The 15,318-nt window shown below is 46.2% G+C and carries 16 protein-coding genes and 4 pseudogenes; 2 read left to right on the forward strand and 18 right to left on the reverse strand.

The window, feature by feature from the left end:
* The first annotated feature begins 224 nt into the window (after nucleotides 1–224).
* Nucleotides 225–1,409, forward strand: a complete 1,185-nt coding sequence (locus tag ACU8YC_RS21660; protein WP_446895721.1) for a tyrosine-type recombinase/integrase — start codon at nucleotides 225–227, stop codon at nucleotides 1,407–1,409.
* A 348-nt stretch (nucleotides 1,410–1,757) separates the two neighbouring features.
* A protein-coding gene (locus tag ACU8YC_RS21665) for an IS3 family transposase (RefSeq protein WP_446895722.1) occupies nucleotides 1,758–2,869 on the forward strand; the annotation gives its coding sequence in 2 pieces (ribosomal slippage) (nucleotides 1,758–2,019 and nucleotides 2,019–2,869; 1,113 coding nt in all).
* A 135-nt stretch (nucleotides 2,870–3,004) separates the two neighbouring features.
* On the opposite strand, the gene ACU8YC_RS21670 is transcribed toward ACU8YC_RS21665, so the two are convergent.
* From ACU8YC_RS21670 to ACU8YC_RS21755, 18 genes and pseudogenes are all read right to left on the reverse strand, one after another.
* Nucleotides 3,005–3,313 (reverse strand): hypothetical protein, encoded by a 309-nt coding sequence (locus ACU8YC_RS21670; protein WP_446895723.1) that lies wholly within the window; start codon nucleotides 3,311–3,313, stop codon nucleotides 3,005–3,007.
* 10 nt (nucleotides 3,314–3,323) lie between these two features.
* Nucleotides 3,324–3,776: a polymorphic toxin type 50 domain-containing protein gene (locus tag ACU8YC_RS21675; RefSeq protein WP_446895724.1), complete on the reverse strand. Its 453-nt coding sequence runs from the start codon at nucleotides 3,774–3,776 to the stop codon at nucleotides 3,324–3,326.
* A 187-nt stretch (nucleotides 3,777–3,963) separates the two neighbouring features.
* Nucleotides 3,964–4,188, reverse strand: coding sequence for a hypothetical protein (locus ACU8YC_RS21680; RefSeq protein ID WP_446895725.1), 225 nt, complete (start codon nucleotides 4,186–4,188; stop codon nucleotides 3,964–3,966).
* Nucleotides 4,188–4,892: a hypothetical protein gene (locus ACU8YC_RS21685; RefSeq protein WP_446895726.1), complete on the reverse strand. Its 705-nt coding sequence runs from the start codon at nucleotides 4,890–4,892 to the stop codon at nucleotides 4,188–4,190. The genes ACU8YC_RS21680 and ACU8YC_RS21685 overlap by 1 nt, the downstream gene beginning before the upstream one ends.
* A 382-nt stretch (nucleotides 4,893–5,274) precedes the next feature.
* Nucleotides 5,275–5,649, reverse strand: coding sequence for a CDI toxin immunity protein (locus tag ACU8YC_RS21690; protein WP_446895727.1), 375 nt, complete (start codon nucleotides 5,647–5,649; stop codon nucleotides 5,275–5,277).
* 5 nt (nucleotides 5,650–5,654) lie between these two features.
* Nucleotides 5,655–6,437 (reverse strand): annotated as a pseudogene (locus ACU8YC_RS21695) (VENN motif pre-toxin domain-containing protein); the annotation flags it as partial.
* Nucleotides 6,438–6,551: 114 nt separating this feature from the next.
* On the reverse strand, nucleotides 6,552–6,977 hold the full coding sequence (locus ACU8YC_RS21700; RefSeq protein WP_446895728.1) for a hypothetical protein: 426 nt from the start codon (nucleotides 6,975–6,977) through the stop codon (nucleotides 6,552–6,554).
* 14 nt (nucleotides 6,978–6,991) lie between these two features.
* On the reverse strand, nucleotides 6,992–7,339 hold the full coding sequence (locus ACU8YC_RS21705) for a hypothetical protein (protein ID WP_446895729.1): 348 nt from the start codon (nucleotides 7,337–7,339) through the stop codon (nucleotides 6,992–6,994).
* A 245-nt stretch (nucleotides 7,340–7,584) separates the two neighbouring features.
* The gene (locus ACU8YC_RS21710; RefSeq protein WP_446895730.1) at nucleotides 7,585–8,067 is read right to left on the reverse strand and encodes a hypothetical protein; all 483 of its coding nucleotides are present in this window, start codon (nucleotides 8,065–8,067) and stop codon (nucleotides 7,585–7,587) included.
* Nucleotides 8,068–8,692: 625 nt separating this feature from the next.
* Nucleotides 8,693–9,010, reverse strand: a complete 318-nt coding sequence (imm45, locus tag ACU8YC_RS21715) for an Imm45 family immunity protein (protein WP_446895731.1) — start codon at nucleotides 9,008–9,010, stop codon at nucleotides 8,693–8,695.
* Nucleotides 9,010–9,780 (reverse strand): annotated as a pseudogene (locus ACU8YC_RS21720) (hypothetical protein); the annotation flags it as partial. The pseudogene ACU8YC_RS21720 and the gene imm45, both read right to left, overlap by 1 nt.
* 252 nt (nucleotides 9,781–10,032) lie before the next feature.
* Nucleotides 10,033–11,061: a hypothetical protein gene (locus ACU8YC_RS21725; RefSeq protein ID WP_446895732.1), complete on the reverse strand. Its 1,029-nt coding sequence runs from the start codon at nucleotides 11,059–11,061 to the stop codon at nucleotides 10,033–10,035.
* Nucleotides 11,062–11,121: 60 nt separating this feature from the next.
* Nucleotides 11,122–11,358, reverse strand: a complete 237-nt coding sequence (locus tag ACU8YC_RS21730; RefSeq protein WP_146717465.1) for a hypothetical protein — start codon at nucleotides 11,356–11,358, stop codon at nucleotides 11,122–11,124.
* Between the two features lie 5 nt (nucleotides 11,359–11,363).
* Nucleotides 11,364–11,750, reverse strand: coding sequence for a hypothetical protein (locus ACU8YC_RS21735; protein WP_446895739.1), 387 nt, complete (start codon nucleotides 11,748–11,750; stop codon nucleotides 11,364–11,366).
* 283 nt (nucleotides 11,751–12,033) lie between these two features.
* Nucleotides 12,034–12,285 carry a MafI family immunity protein gene (locus ACU8YC_RS21740; RefSeq protein WP_446895733.1) on the reverse strand — a complete coding sequence of 84 codons (252 nt, stop codon included), beginning with the start codon at nucleotides 12,283–12,285 and terminating at the stop codon, nucleotides 12,034–12,036.
* A 10-nt stretch (nucleotides 12,286–12,295) separates the two neighbouring features.
* Nucleotides 12,296–12,955: an EndoU domain-containing protein gene (locus ACU8YC_RS21745; protein WP_446895734.1), complete on the reverse strand. Its 660-nt coding sequence runs from the start codon at nucleotides 12,953–12,955 to the stop codon at nucleotides 12,296–12,298.
* Between the two features lie 991 nt (nucleotides 12,956–13,946).
* Nucleotides 13,947–14,507: pseudogene (locus tag ACU8YC_RS21750) on the reverse strand (tyrosine-type recombinase/integrase); the annotation flags it as partial.
* A pseudogene (locus ACU8YC_RS21755) lies at nucleotides 14,494–15,237 on the reverse strand (DNA primase); the annotation flags it as partial. The pseudogenes ACU8YC_RS21755 and ACU8YC_RS21750, both read right to left, overlap by 14 nt.
* Nucleotides 15,238–15,318: the final 81 nt, after the last annotated feature.

Here is a 15,318-nt window from a genome sequence, read left to right on the forward strand (position 1 = left end):
CACTTCCTTATATTCAGCAGCTTAAGCAGGCTATCTTTTAAGCATAAGCCTTCCCCTTACGGGAAGATTAATAAATTCAACCAGACTCAACTAAAATCAATAAATATACATTATAAACAATAAATTAAAAAAAACATTATCAACCAAGGTCTACCAAAATCAACCTATTTCAAGTATCATTTCGGGGCCTTTTATGGGGCTCTAAAATGAAAAGGAATATAACTATGCCTTTGACTGCCAGACAAGCTGAACATGCCAAACCCAAAGAGAAAGAGTACAAACTGACAGACAGTCAGGGGTTGTACCTACTGGTTAAGCCCTCAGGAGCGAAATATTGGCGTTATAAGTACCACTTTGCAGGTAAAGAAAAAAAGCTGGCAGTCGGTGTTTATCCTGACGTATCCCTTGCTCAGGCACGCCTACGCCGTGATGAAGCCAGAAAATTATTGGCTGAGAACAAAGATCCATCGCAAGAAAAACAAAATCAAAAACGGATACACAGAACGGAACAAACAAATACGTTTAAAACATTATCTACTGAATGGCTACTGTCGAAAAAACAACAGTGGGGTCAGGATTACTGGAAAAATACTGAAAGCCGGTTAAAAAATTATGTGTATCCCTTCATAGGCAACAGACCTGTTACTGAGATTTCCCCTATGGAAGTATTAACATGCCTGAGAAAAATTGAGTCGACAGACAAGCTGGAAACTCTCAGAAAAACAAGAAACGCCTGCCTACAGGTATTTACATATGCAATCATAACCGGCAGAGCAAAGTCTAATCCTGCCGATTATCTCTCCAGTGCTCTCGCATCACCTGAAAGCGAAAATCATCTGAGCCTAGAAGTTGAAGCTCTTCCCGAATTTTTACGAGAACTCTATGACTCGACAAGTAATCCCATATTACAATTAGCCACCAGATTGTTAATCATCACAGGATTACGTTCTGTTGAGCTACGTTGGGGGGTCTGGGATGAAATCAATCTGGATAAAGCCATCTGGGAGATCCCTAAAGAACGAATGAAAATGAAAAGACCACACATTGTACCATTATCAAAACAAGCTATTGAAATATTGAAAACCATCAAAATATTAACACAAACAAAACAATCTCAGTTTATTTTTCCTGGATGTCATAATCCACAAAAGCCACGCGCCCGTCGTATGTTCAATTACTACTTGTTAAAGCTGGGCTGGCTAGACAGAGTTACCGCTCATGGATTTCGTCACACCATGAGCACAATACTAAACGATCATGGATTTCATTCTGACTGGATTGAAATGCAACTAGCCCATGTAGATAAAAACAGCATTCGCGGGACGTACAACCATGCGCAATATCTTGATGGTCGTAGAGAAATGATGCAGTGGTACGCTGATTATATAGATGAGTTGCAAAAATGCTGAGTCAATGCGCTGAACTGAAAATTGATTGTTCCCCGTATGTGACGGGGTGATCCAGTTCGTCTGCAGTCAGTTTGTCGGCGAGCGTCTTCGCCACTGCCCCGTCAGCCCAGCTTTGCCCCCCCATTGCCAGCTACTGCTCCGCAACCTTTGTCCGGCAGGGCGCTGCAACCGCACAACCTCTGACTACCAGACTTAACGATTTATTCTCAACAACAACTCTTTCCTGTGCATGTCGCTGTGATGATAACGTTTTTCCCGTTCTTTCAGTGTGTAAGTATCCCGCATAATCGTGCCATTCACATTTAGAGATCCTCCGGCATAATCACTCTGCCAACAAAGGAGATCACTATGCGTAAAGCCCGTTTTACTGAGCATCAGATCATTGCCGTAATTAAATCGGTTGAAGCCGGACGAACCGTTAAAGATGTCTGCCGGGAGGCCGGTATCTCTGAAGCCACCTACTACAACTGGAAGTCCAGATACGGCGGCATGGAGGCTTCTGATATTAAAAAGATCAAGGATCTTGAGGACGAGAATCGACGTCTCAAACAGATGTTTGCCGACCTGAGCCTTGAGAACCGGGCGCTGAAAGACGTTATCGAAAAAAAGCTTTAAAACCAGCCTTTAAGCGTGAGCTGGTCACTCATCTGATAACGACATTTGGACTCAGTATCCGTCTGGCCTGCCGGAGTCTGAACCTGAGCAGAACGGTTTACCATTACCGTCCGGATACCACGCGTGACGAACCCGTTATTGCCGCGTTGCAGGCAGTGGCAGAGCGATACCCACGGTACGGTTTTCCAAAACTTTTCCAGGTTCTGCGGCGGCAGGGATACCCGTGGAATCACAAAAGGATCCATCGTATTTATTGTCTGCTGAAGCTGAATTTTCGTCGTAAAGGCAAACAACGGTTGCCGGTGCGTAATCCCTCGCCACTGGCCACACCGGAAGCGCTGAACCAGAGCTGGTCTGTCGATTTTATGCATGATGCTCTGGTCTGTGGCCGTCGTTTTCGCACGTTCAATGTCGTTGATGACTTTAACCGTGAGGCATTGTCGATTGAAATCGATCTGAATCTACCAGCTTTGCGCGTGGTCCGTGTACTCGACAGGATCGCGGCAAATCGCGGCTATCCGGTCATGCTACGTATGGATAATGGTCCGGAATTTATCTCACTTGCACTGGCTGAATGGGCAGAGCAACATGCAGTAAAACTGGAATTTATTCAGCCGGGTAAACCGACGCAGAACGCTTTCATCGAGCGTTTTAACCGGACATACCGTACAGAAATACTCGATTTTTATCTGTTCAGAACGCTGAATGAAGTGCGGGAAATCACTGAAAGATGGGTGTCAGAATATAACTGTGAACGCCCGCATGAATCACTGAACAATATGACGCCGGAGGAATATCGGCAACACAATCATTTGGCCGGGATCTCAAAAAACACCTGGAACTAAAACGGGTCTATTTACAGCTATCGTAAAATAGCCTGCCGGGATGGATTCAGTATTTATCGAAAAATTGCGAAGCAAAAAAAACCGCCAATCAAGGGCGGAATTTTAGTAGGTTTGATTTTTAGATTACGTTTATAACTATCTTTCTTTTCTTTGAAAAACACTACAACCTCGCTCTAGAACAATTGATTCTGGATAGTCAACTCTTTTTATAACGGATTCTATATCAAATTTATCTTCAAAATCAGCTATAACCTCCGTTTCAATTATGGATATATTTTCTCTATCATCCTCAGTGATCTCTCCACTAATAAAAAAATACAGCATGATTTTGTTTTCACTGATATCTATAGCTATATTTCTCATATTTTCAGTAATAGCACCAAGAAGTGCTGATTGTATCGACAATTTTAATCTTTTCATGATTTCATAATTACTTCTCATCATAACCTCTCAATCATGGGCGTGCAGGTACTATATGAGCACCATCTTTGCCGTAATGAACGATTCCTTTTGTCGTAGGCACAGATAGGCCAGTATCTCTATCGACAAAGTTTCCAATAGGCTTACCAAAATCAATTCGCTCTTTAGAACCAGCTAAGCCAACGTCTACCTTCCCGACTTGCTGCCCTGTTCCTAATTGAGGCAACAAAGATTGTGGATCAACCGTTAAGATACTGCGTTGGCTTCCTGATGAAGCAGCCGCAGTTTTATACTCATTAGTACCCTCAATGTGTTTGTTTTGTTGTCCTTTATTAATTGTATATTTGGCTATCCCACCTCCACCTTTCAGCGGATCGCCATTCTCATCCACAACCCCTGGATTCAATGGATTAATCGGAATAATGGGTGGCAGCTTGCCATTCTTGTTACCCAGCGCATTATTCTCAACAACAACTCTTTCCGGCACAGGTGGCTGCAATGGACCTGATTTTACCCTGTGCTTTCCGTGAGTTACAACCGTTTTTCCCTGCTGTACTTCCGGCGCGGCAACTTTTTGCGCTGTTAAGCGTTTTTGGCCCCCCAGACGCTACCGCCCCTCATTAACAGGAGAAGCTACCGCACCACCATCATATAGACTTAATGCTTTACCAGACTCACCGATAATAAAAATACCAAAAAATAAATCCAGCAGGTACTCCCATCCAAGTTAGTTTGAGACAAGCAATTAAATCTTTTAATGAAAATGGGAAGCTCTCATTCACATCCCAAGCTAACCATGCCCCTAATAAGCGGCCAAGCATAGTCAGGGCAAACAACGCCAAGCTCATAGAGCAGCATAAGGATAAAAGGTTAAGTAATGACTTAGTGCTATCTTTCATCACTTACCTCCACTATCTTTCAGCTTATCCTGAACCATACCCGATACAGCAGAGTCGCCGACATTACCCATTATTGAGGGCAATGGATGCTGCGGGGCTGGTTTCGTTATTGTCCAAACACCAGTTGGAATCCATTCATACTCCTTCGATATTGGGTTTAATTTTTTATCAAATGGAACTTTTAGAACATTACCCGCAGCATAACCAGCCGAAGCCCCTACTTTACTCAGTAAAGACGCAATAAATGGATCATCACCACTGATTTCAGCTTGATAATAACCACCTACTGCATTCCATGTCACGGTTGGATTATAACCTTTACCGGCAGTAATCCCACCAATCAGGCCGGTTCCTATCAGATCTGAAAGTTTCACCTCTCCCGTCGTTCCGTATTGAATACCGGCTCCTAATCCAACACCAACCCCCACAGCTATAAGCTGTTCTTTAGTATTATTGACTGCATTGGTGATAAAGGCCTTACCTCCCATTACCGCAACAGGCCATGAAGTTGGATCGCTGATAACAGACAGTAAGCGGTCACCCTCTGTAATGTTATCTTTTAGGAATTTAAGATCTGAACGATTGAGATAATTTACGATTGCTGCCGCATCGGGATCTTTCAGTTTTTCATCCAGTCTGAATTGTCCTGATTGCGGGTCATTAGCAACATTCGTTCCTCCCTGAATCAGCTCCTCCCAGGTCACACACGCGACGCCACCACCAGTACAGGCCTCAGCCAGGTCCTTGCTGTTTTTGTTACTAATATCCAGATACTTCTGAACAACAGATTTGCAGTCTCCGCCAGAAACTTTGCATTCAGTTAATTCCTGATCCAGTTGTCGTGCTTCTTTAGAGCTTAAGTAGTTATTCTCAACAACAACTCGCTCCGGTGCACATTGCTGTGATGATAACGATTTTTCCCTGTTCTTTCCGTGAGTTACAGCCGGTTTTACTGTTGCATTTTCTCCACGGGCTTTTTTTGCGTTGTTACCCTGTCCCGCTGTTGAGAGGAAAACCGTGTAAAGCTGTGGCAGATGACGCGCAAAAAAATCCCGGCATAAGGGGCGGGATTTGCGAGCTTTCCCACTATTTCTTGATTCCTAAACGGAACATATCAGTTGGGAATAAAGGTTGTATTATCACTTCATCATTAAAAATGAATAATTTGGGCGATAAAGCTGTTACGTCATAGATATTTTCAGCGATTAATCTTAGATTTGACCTAAAAACTGGAATGCTTGCATCATCTGCAAAGACAAACATGTCATCATTTTTTACAGAGTTTGCACTCAATAGCTCATCAAAACTCTCATAATCAGAATGCCTGATCTCTGACCAAGTAACACTTCCTTTCGCGAGAGGATACTTATTTAAAATGCCCAGAGCCTCCTGCTGAGCCTGCCCCTCTACTATATTAAAATCAGCACTCAGTGCTTCCCGACACTCATCAAATAAAGTCATTTGCTCTACCTGTTTAGCTGTTTCAATATTGTTTCAAAAGACTTTTCATTGCCTTCAAAAGGTATGACTTGCTTCACCGCTTTTCCAGGGCCTTTACCTTGTGAGTAATCCCATATATTGATGTGTGTGCCTTTTTCAGGATCATAATCAACACGCCAACCAACTTTTCCGTCGCTGGATTGCCGCCCTATGACTTTCCCATTACCAGCGCTGACCTCCAAACGTCCGATAACTGGCTTAGAGTCCGTTCCTAAATTACCTACAAGATCCAATGCCTTGTTTCGAGCAGTTTCCCAGTTTTTCTCTGGCTTGAGGATTTGTTCAATTTTAGGCTGGGAATTCCCTTTAGCCTTACTAATTCCCCCAAATGCTGACGCCGCAGCGCTCGCTACTATTCCCGCCTGAACTTCATCCAGACCGTATTCTTTCTGGAGTGCTTCCGAGACTTTGTTGGTCGCGACAACCCCTTCGGCCTGCATTTGCTGCGCAAAAGTCGCCGTCAGATCGTAGACCATCTTGATCGGGATATCTTCACCCAGAGCACGATCTATTGCCTGCTTCACCGCCAGACTGTCAGTCAGTACATCACCGTATTTCTGCTGGCAGGTTGCCGGGCTGGCTGCACAGTCACTGATCAGTTGCTTCTGCTGTGCCGTACTCAACTCTTCGTACTTTTTGATAATACCGCCGCAGTCACCGCCTTTCGCCTGACAGGACTTTATTTCAGCGGACCAGGCATCTATCTGCTTACTGCTAAGGTAGTTATTCTCAACAACAACTCTATCCGACGAGACTGAGCAAGAATAGCACTATTTTTTATTTACAATCAGACGGTTACAGTCAATCTTGACCACGAAATTTCTGCAGCTACAACTTTTTTCGCTGTTAAGCATTCCAAGGGATCATCGCTTTATAATATCGCTTGTTACCAATATAGCATCTTCGTACTGCTCAAGATTATGGCTTAACCAGTTTTCACCTTGCCGTATAACGTGACATTTAATCACAGCGCCAAATTCATCCATTGAAATAATCATATTTAATTTTTCACTATTTCCTTCTTGGTACCATTTATTAATAATGCTATTACAAAAAAGACATGAATAGTCTAAATATCGTTCTGTAACATAATCATCAATATGAAATGAATTGACAAAGCACTCAACACCAGTTTTATCAAATAAATATTTATCATTTGGATAGGAGCGGAAAAACGCGGCAAGGAAAACACAATTTTTTTTCTTTACAAATCCCTTCTCCACCCATGAATTTAACTCTTCTGGCAAGACCAAATCACTCCATTGAGCACTACACAATGCTTGTAACATCAGTGAGTTGCATTTCATTTTTTCTCTCCCAAGTATTGAGTCATCCCTTTATCTATAGATTTTTTGAAAGAAGGATCCTTCAATAAATTGTTAACTGATTTTGGTGCATCAGGGAACGAGTTGGTTTGAGGATCATAAATATACTTATTACCCTTATTATCTTGATAGTGTAGCTGTCCTGGCCTTTGACCTGGATTAGGGTTTTCAACATCAATACGTTCTTTACCAGTTCCTTTCCATATAGTCTTGCTCGCTGTTTGAACACCATTTTGACCCAGCATAGAGCCATTAGTGCCTTTTGCTATCCCACCACCGCCTTTCAGCGGATCGCCATCAGCCCCTTCAACCCCGATCTTCAGCATCGGGTTGATGTCGAAGATTTTATCCTTACTCAGCGAGTTATTCTCAACAACAACTCGCTCCGGTGCACATTGCTGTGATGATAACGTTTTTTCCCTGTGCTTTCCGTGAGTTACAACCGTTTTTCCCTGCTGTACTTCCGGCGCGGCAACTTTTTGCCCCGACGCGCCTTTTCAGTTTGTTGTACTATCCAGCAAAATTGTTAAAGAGCAACTGATAAGATCCTAACGCAAGAACCAGTACCCGTTCAGTAAGTAATTACGGGGTAATCCCCATAACTTGTAGTAATAACATAAGACTCAAACCCGTTATTTTCAGGCAAAACTTGTATATATTTTTCATTATCAAAGGATAGTCTCAGTATTTCACCATCCACAACAGAACACCTTCTGACTACCTGGTTAAGTAAGGGAAATAAAAAATTACTAGTCGATAAATTCTCACCATGCCCTGTATGTAAATGTCCTTTTTCCCCGCACTGAAATGGACACTGGATCATTACCCTAGCGCCTGATGAAAACAGCAAAACTAAAGATCCCACACCAACCGTTACTCCGGTAAATATAGATTGTTCAAATTCATGAAGTTCGGCATCAGTAATCATATTGTTCTTACCTTTTTGGCGGCATAGTGTCTGTTGGTAGTGGTACATGAGTTTCACCGCGAGTGCCAGTGCCACCTGTGGCTGGATTTGTTGGCTGACCATTTTTAACCGATATCCAGTATCCATTTTCTAACCCAGGAACCGGGGTCGATCCTGGCGGCATCACTCTAATATATGAGCTTCCCGGACTGCCCGGGTCAGTGTTTGGTGGATAATAAATTGTACTTCCTGGTGTTCTACCTGGCTTACTAACCCAACCCTGAGGGATAACAGGTCCCTGAGGCGGGTTTGTAAAAGGCTGTAGTTTTGGGGGGACTTTAGGAATTGAAGCTTTTGACATTCCATTCCCTTTAATGTCTCCATCAGCATCCACAACTCCAGGTTTCAGCCACCCCGGACGTATATCCAGTATCGGAAGTTTCTTGTCCTTATCTCCCAGCGCATTATTCTCAACAACAATTTTATCTGTTGCAGATTCAACAATCCAAGCAAAACTTTCCAATTATATTCAGCAAGTTATAAATACTTTCCACCACTAACTTTTGATGGACAGGCACTAGTGCCCCGATACGCGGTTTTGCGCGTGTTTCCCATTTTCCCAGTGCTATTAAAGAGCAACCATAACAACCGCTGTATTATTCGGAAAGGATACAACTGCCACTACGGCTATTTAGAACGGGCAACTAGTCATACGGCCGCTGGCTGAATGGTAGGTAAAAAGATCCCGGCACGCTTTAACCGGGATCTTTGTTTATTCAATGGGGGTTGCCACATATCCATCAAGGATATAAACATCTTCAACATCACATTCCGGATATATCCATTTAGCCCAATTGGTTATAACCCATTCCGTACTTACCCCCCCCTCACCTGAGATACTTTCAATAGGTAACTTGATTAAGAAAAGTCCTGATTTATACCCAGATGAAACGATTAAACCATATGGCCGTTTGTCATCTTGAGTTTCAAACAACATAAAATCGACCCATTTTTCATATGGCCAAGTAGCAGGTAGCCTAAAAACCGTTCCTCTCGATATACCCTTTTCTTTGTAATCAACGAGTTTCATTACTTCACCTTCAGGTTATGACCGCCAGATGGATCAGCAGGTTTTCTTATTTGCATAGAAAAATCAACTTCGCCTAAATGTTTACCTTTAGGGCTAACAACTTCAAATCGTCCGTGTTGGGTATCGAGTGCATATAAATTGCCATCAACTCCGCGATAGACATCTCGATTATTTAGTTTGGTCAACCTATTGTCTTTCACCATGCCTTGTTCAACGATAACTTTATTAACTGTTTCTTTTACAATAGCTACTCGTTCTCCTGGTGGAAGCTTAGACAGGCTCGCTTCGAAAGCACCAACAGTATTCCCAGTAGCAATTTTTACAGTTGGATCAACCAATTTCCCAGCATTTGGTAATTTCTTACCGGGCAATATAATGCCAGCCAGCAAACCACCTGTCGCTTCCAGCGCAGCCTGATTTCCCCCAGCCGCCTGTTTAACCGTATCCGCAACCGATGACCATGTTTCGCTTTGCATCAGTGCAGTAACGGTATCCGCTACCGCCTGATTCTTCCCTGCAAGGTCGCTCATCGCTTTGCTGCAATAGCTGTCGCCCACTGCACAGGAAGCCAGCGCCATCGCCGCATCAGCAGCATAATCCGCTGAGCCTAGTGCTGCATCACCGGTATCAGCGAGGGCATTGATAATACCGTTCGCGATGGAAGAGGTTGTACCGTCACCCAGCTTTTCCCTGACCTGATTTTTCAGGGATTCAGCAGCCTGTTTCGCCGCTTCGCGGGCCCGATCACCACTCAGCGAGTTATTCTCAACGACAAAAATCCCGATCATTACATATGGATTATTTGTTAACGGACACCAAAAATCCAGAAGACCAAACCGGTTGGTACACCTAATAAACTAATTTTTAAAATTGTAATGAGCTCCTCTTTTCCGAAAGGGAAAGGTTTATCAAAGTCCCAAACTAACCACCCCTTAAGAAGGTAAGAAAAGATCCCGAGAATAATTAAAGCTATGCACATAAAAAAACACATAACTAGCAATGCCTTTATGGATTTATTAGTACTATTTAGCCTCATTTTCACCTCCAGATACATTTTTCTTCAAAGTATCGCCGGCTACTCCTGAAACAAAAGAATCACCTAAATTCCCCATAATTGATGGAACAGAGCTTTGTTGTGCTGGTTTAGTTATGGTCCATACACCAGTCGGGACCCACTCATATTGCTTTGATACAGGGTTAAGAACCTTGTCCATTGGTATCTTGATAAGGTTACCAGTTGCATAACCAGCACCGGCACCAGCCTTACTTAATATGGCAGAAATGAATGGATCATCTCCACTTATTTCTCCTTGATAATAACCGCCTACTGCATTCCATGTCACGGTTGGATTATAACCTTTACCGGCAGTAATCCCACCAATCAGGCCGGTTCCTATCAGATCTGAAAGTTTCACCTCTCCCGTCGTTCCGTATTGAATACCGGCCCCTAATCCAACACCAACACCCACAGCTATAAGCTGTTCTTTAGTGTTATTGACTGCATTGGTGATAAAGGCCTTACCTCCCATTACCGCAACAGGCCAGGAAGTTGGATCGCTTATTACGGACAGCAAACGGTCACCTTCCGTAATGTTATCTTTTAGGAATTTAAGATCTGAACGATTGAGATAATTTACGATTGCTGCCGCATCGGGATCTTTCAGTTTTTCATCCAGTCTGAATTGTCCTGATTGCGGGTCATTAGCAACATTCGTTCCTCCCTGAATCAGCTCCTCCCAGGTTACACACGCGACGCCACCACCAGTACAGGCCTCAGCCAGCTCCTTGCTGTTTTTGTTACTAATATCCAGATACTTCTGAACAATAGATTTGCAGTCTCCGCCAGAAGCTTTGCATTCGGTTAATTCCTGTTCAAGTTGTCGTGCTTCTTTAGAGCTTAAGTAGTTATTCTCAACAACAACTCTTTCCGATGCAGGTTGCTGCGATGAGCATGTTTTTTCCCTGTCCTTTCCGTGATTTACAACTGGTTTTCCCTGCTGTATATCTGACGCAGCAACATTTTTTCCAGATACGCCTTTCCACCTAGACACACCATCACATGGAAAAGAACCCTCCGGGTAAATAGTTAGATTCCACGTAACACGCAGAAATTAACCGATCAATTCTTCTTTCGTCTGTTCTAAAATTTTTAAAAAATCGTCAACAGGAAATTTCATAACTACAGTTTCAGCCAAAATTCGGCTATCAGAAAAAAACTCGATTTCAATTGAATCAACCCCTTTATCTTTGTTCAACTGACATAGAATTTGCCCTTTATAAGATATTTCCGCTGTCAGTTCCTCATAACGAGAGTCACTAAAAAAATCCACTTCAAATCCGTCATTCATGCGCCTTACCTTCTTGGATCTAAGAAACCAGAAAACGAGCCATCAGAGTTATAGCGAATACCTTGACCACTTGGTAGACGATATTCTACGCCACCACGAGATAACTCTGTTCTGACAGTACTTGGATTACTCAATACATCATTAACAAACTTACTCGCAGATTCATTTTTTTGAGCCACATTTCCTTTTAAAGGTTCAAACGTTCCACCCTCTCTGCCAGCATGCTTTTCCCAGGCTCTTGCTGCAGCAGACATACCTTGCCCGTTAATTGGTTTGTTTGCTGATGAAATAAGACTATCTTTCGCAGTGAGGCTGGCTTTATCATTTTTAGCAATTCCACCGCCGCCTTTCAGTAACTCTCCGTCAGCATCCTCAACCCCGATTTTCAGCATCGGGTTGATATCAAAGATATTAATTTTGTCTTTCTTGCTTAGCGCGTTATTCTCAACAACAACTCTCTCTGACGCGGATTACATAGGTGAGGCCGATTTTTCCCTTTACTTTCCGTTGATTACCGTCGTTTTTGCCTGCCGCACTTCCAGTGCGACAACTTTTTGCCCCGACGCGCCTTTTTCGTCTTCATATGCTACCGCTGGCCAAGAGCACCTGGCGCATTGTTAGGATTTTAAAAATGCTCCTGACGTTGGTGTTGGGAGCATTTGTGCGTTTTAGCGGTTATTTTTCTGGATTTATATATGTATACCTACTATCAATTTCCAGACCAAGATCATTAACTATTTTAAGCACTTGCGTGTACTCATCTTTACTGATCACAACATCATGATCAGCAATATGATCACATAGCGTTTCGAATGCTAATACATTCTCTGAATACCCAAGATAACCAAGAGCAAAGTCAACTAACGAAGGTTCCAGACGATCTTTTAATCCTTCACCAAATTCTCTAATTTTGTCATTAATATCCATGTCACCCACACTATTTTTTAATAGGCTTTAAAGTTGGAGGAGTCGGATTACTATCCGGGAACGCTGTTACAATTTTCCCACTAGCGGGCTCGTATACCACACGAACTCTGACACCATCTCGTTCTTCCCAAGCAACCCACCTTGCCGGCCTTCCTGCGTTTGTATACGCCCCACCAGTTCCGGTTTGAGCAAACCATTGAGTATCGGGGGAGGTAGCAATGTCTCCCACAGTATGGACAACCTTATCTGCTGACCAACTTTGAGGAAAGACTGTTTTTCCTGGATTTCCAGGGTATAGATGTCCCCCTTGCGTAGGGCTATCCCCATATAAAATATGTTGTTTCGCTTCTGGTGAAAGGATATCAACGTATTTCTGGTTTGAAGGTGATAGTCCAAGATCTGAACTTTTCGCAATAGACAAAAAAGCTTTAGCAGCTACGTACTGCACCAGCTTGGCTTCACTCGTAGGTACACCACTCGCCAGGATTTCTGCTGCCCGTTGTGGCGTCATTTCTCCGTCAGCCGTCAATGCAGTGACCGGGACCCCAAAAAACTCTGCCCATGCTGTCAGCAATCCTTTAACGGCATCCTGCCCTTCAGGTATTTGACCCTGCGAGTTTTTAACCAGCGCCGCCGTAAGTTCATCCGGCGAAGCGCCATTCTGGATCATACTGGCCGCAAGCGACTGTTGAGATAAGCCAATATCATTCAGCCCCTTAGGCAGACTCAGATAGTTATTCTCAACAACAACTTTATCCGTTGCGAAGTCCGGCGACGAAGAGAGGTTTTTCCAGTACGGTCAGCAACTTATAACTGCTTTTCCCCTGTGCCTTTTCGCTGCCCGCTCATCAGGCCCCGATACGCACTTTTAGCCCCCGACACGCTACCGCCCCGCCGTGGCCTTCCGGCCTGCACACCCCGCATCATAGCAGCGGCGTCAGCCGCTGCCATTACCGTTTTTGTTAACCGCCTTTCCCTGCCTGAACCGGGGTTATCGCGAACCCGTGACGGCCACACAGCTTGCCTGTGGGGCTGGCGCGGGTTGGCCGGAGCGCGAACCGGCAGGGTTCGCATGCACAGGTGTTAGCAGGGAGGCCCCCGGCGGGGGCCGCACGGGGCGGAGACTGGCGAGGCGGGAACGAGCAACGCAGTGCGAGCCGACGCAGCCAGATGCAGCAGGGTTGGGGCGGGGGCGAGGTAACGCCCTTTAAGCGGAGGCCGCAGGCCGACTGCCCCTGTGGGGTTTGCTGATGGTTGCACCGCTGCCGCAGAACGGCACCGGGAGCCGCAGGGACGCGGCGACCTGCGGAGCTGAGGTGGCGTGACGCTGCCGACAGCAGAGCGAACGCCAGTGAGCTGTGCGCTGCTGCGGGCTGCGGACTCACCTGCGGGGGCGCAAGACATAATGCATATTATGCGAAGACGCCCCGCGCGCCCGTGGGCGGGGCGGCCTTCGCGCCTGACCGGGGTGACTGCGCATAATACCCTCACATTATGTTGAATGAACGGATGCCGGCCACGCCGGGCTGCCATGTGGCACCGTGGCCACCGCCGGCTTCCGGGCATTTACCCCCGCACACGCTGAAGGCAGGGGGCAAGAGGTGCGCAGGGATGCGCGCCTGTTGCCTGCACGGACCCCTGCGGACTCACAGAGGAACGAGCTAACTTTTGGGACTCTCCGGCAGCTCTGGCGTATCGTCCGCGCTCAGGTCGGCCAGCAACCCGACCTCTTCACTGTCCGTCTCCTGCTGCTCCGCCGGATGCGTGCTCGCATGAACCGCCGCCAGCGCCCGGATGCTCACCTGCGTGTAGATTTGCGTAGACTCGACGCTGCGGTGCCCCAGCATCGCCTGTATCCAGCGCAGGTCCGCGCCGTTCTCCAGCATCTGCGTGGCCATCGCATGGCGGAACAGGTGGCCGCTTCCCCATTTAGCTATCCCGGACGCTTTGATATACGCCCCCACCGCGTTGGTGATACCGTTCGGCCCCAGTCCTTCCACACCGTCCAGCGCAAGGAACAGCGCCCTACAGTGCGGATTAACCAGCAGCTGAGGCCTCACCTGCTGAATATAGTGCTGTATCCACCACAAGGCCCGCACACCCACTGGCACCACCCGGTCCTGTTTGCCCTTGCCCTGCACGATGGTGACGGTGCGGCGGCTCACGTCCACGCTGTACGTCTCCAGTCGCGCCGCTTCGCCCCTGCGGATAGCCATGCGCCACCTCCTGTGTCGTTTTACCTTTACCTTTCGGGACGGCGGCGGCAGCACGTTTATTTTTGCCCCTGATTACTGCATTTTCGTCAGGGCAGACTTGCGCACCTTCAACCCCTTGTCCTGTCTGGCTTTGAGGCCTGTTTTCTGTATCAGACTTAGCCCCGACTTGTGCCAGACCTGAGGCCGACTTGCTATCCTCCAGGTCAGACTTGCGTTCATCGCCCGTGACTGCATCCACGTCAAGCAGCCCGCACAGGTGCGCCTCTCCCTCGCCGGAACCGTCCCACAGCAGCTCATAGTGCAGCAGATGGCCCCGGCTCCCGCCGTGCAGCAGCAGGTATTCCATTTCACTGAGCCGCAGGCAGTGGTTCTTTAGCTGGCTGTCGCTCCAGTTGCTGTATGCCCGGATATCCCGCCGTGTGAAGCGCACCTCGCAGGGCTGGCAGTTCTGCCGCTGCGCCATGTCATTCACCATCGACTGTATCAGCAACAGCAGCTTCCGTGTCTGCGGCGGCATCTCGTCCAGCGTGCGGCCCAGCACCTCATGGGCCAGCTTATTGGCTAATGCGATATCAGACCGCTCCACCTCGATATACTCAATGACTTTTCCCCGGTGCGCCGCCCGTTTCACCTCCCGCTGGTACTGGTGCAGCAGCGCTATCGACTGTATCAGCGTCAGGTACTTCATATGGTCGCGCCGGGTCCGGGTTTTGTCGGAGAGGAACGTGAGCTGATGAATGACACCGGCGATCTGCCGGTGTACAGGCGCGGGAACGGGCATTTTGGGTAAGGTCTGGCAAAAAGATCCCGACACTGA

It is taken from the genome of Citrobacter sp. VF227, assembly GCF_052950715.1.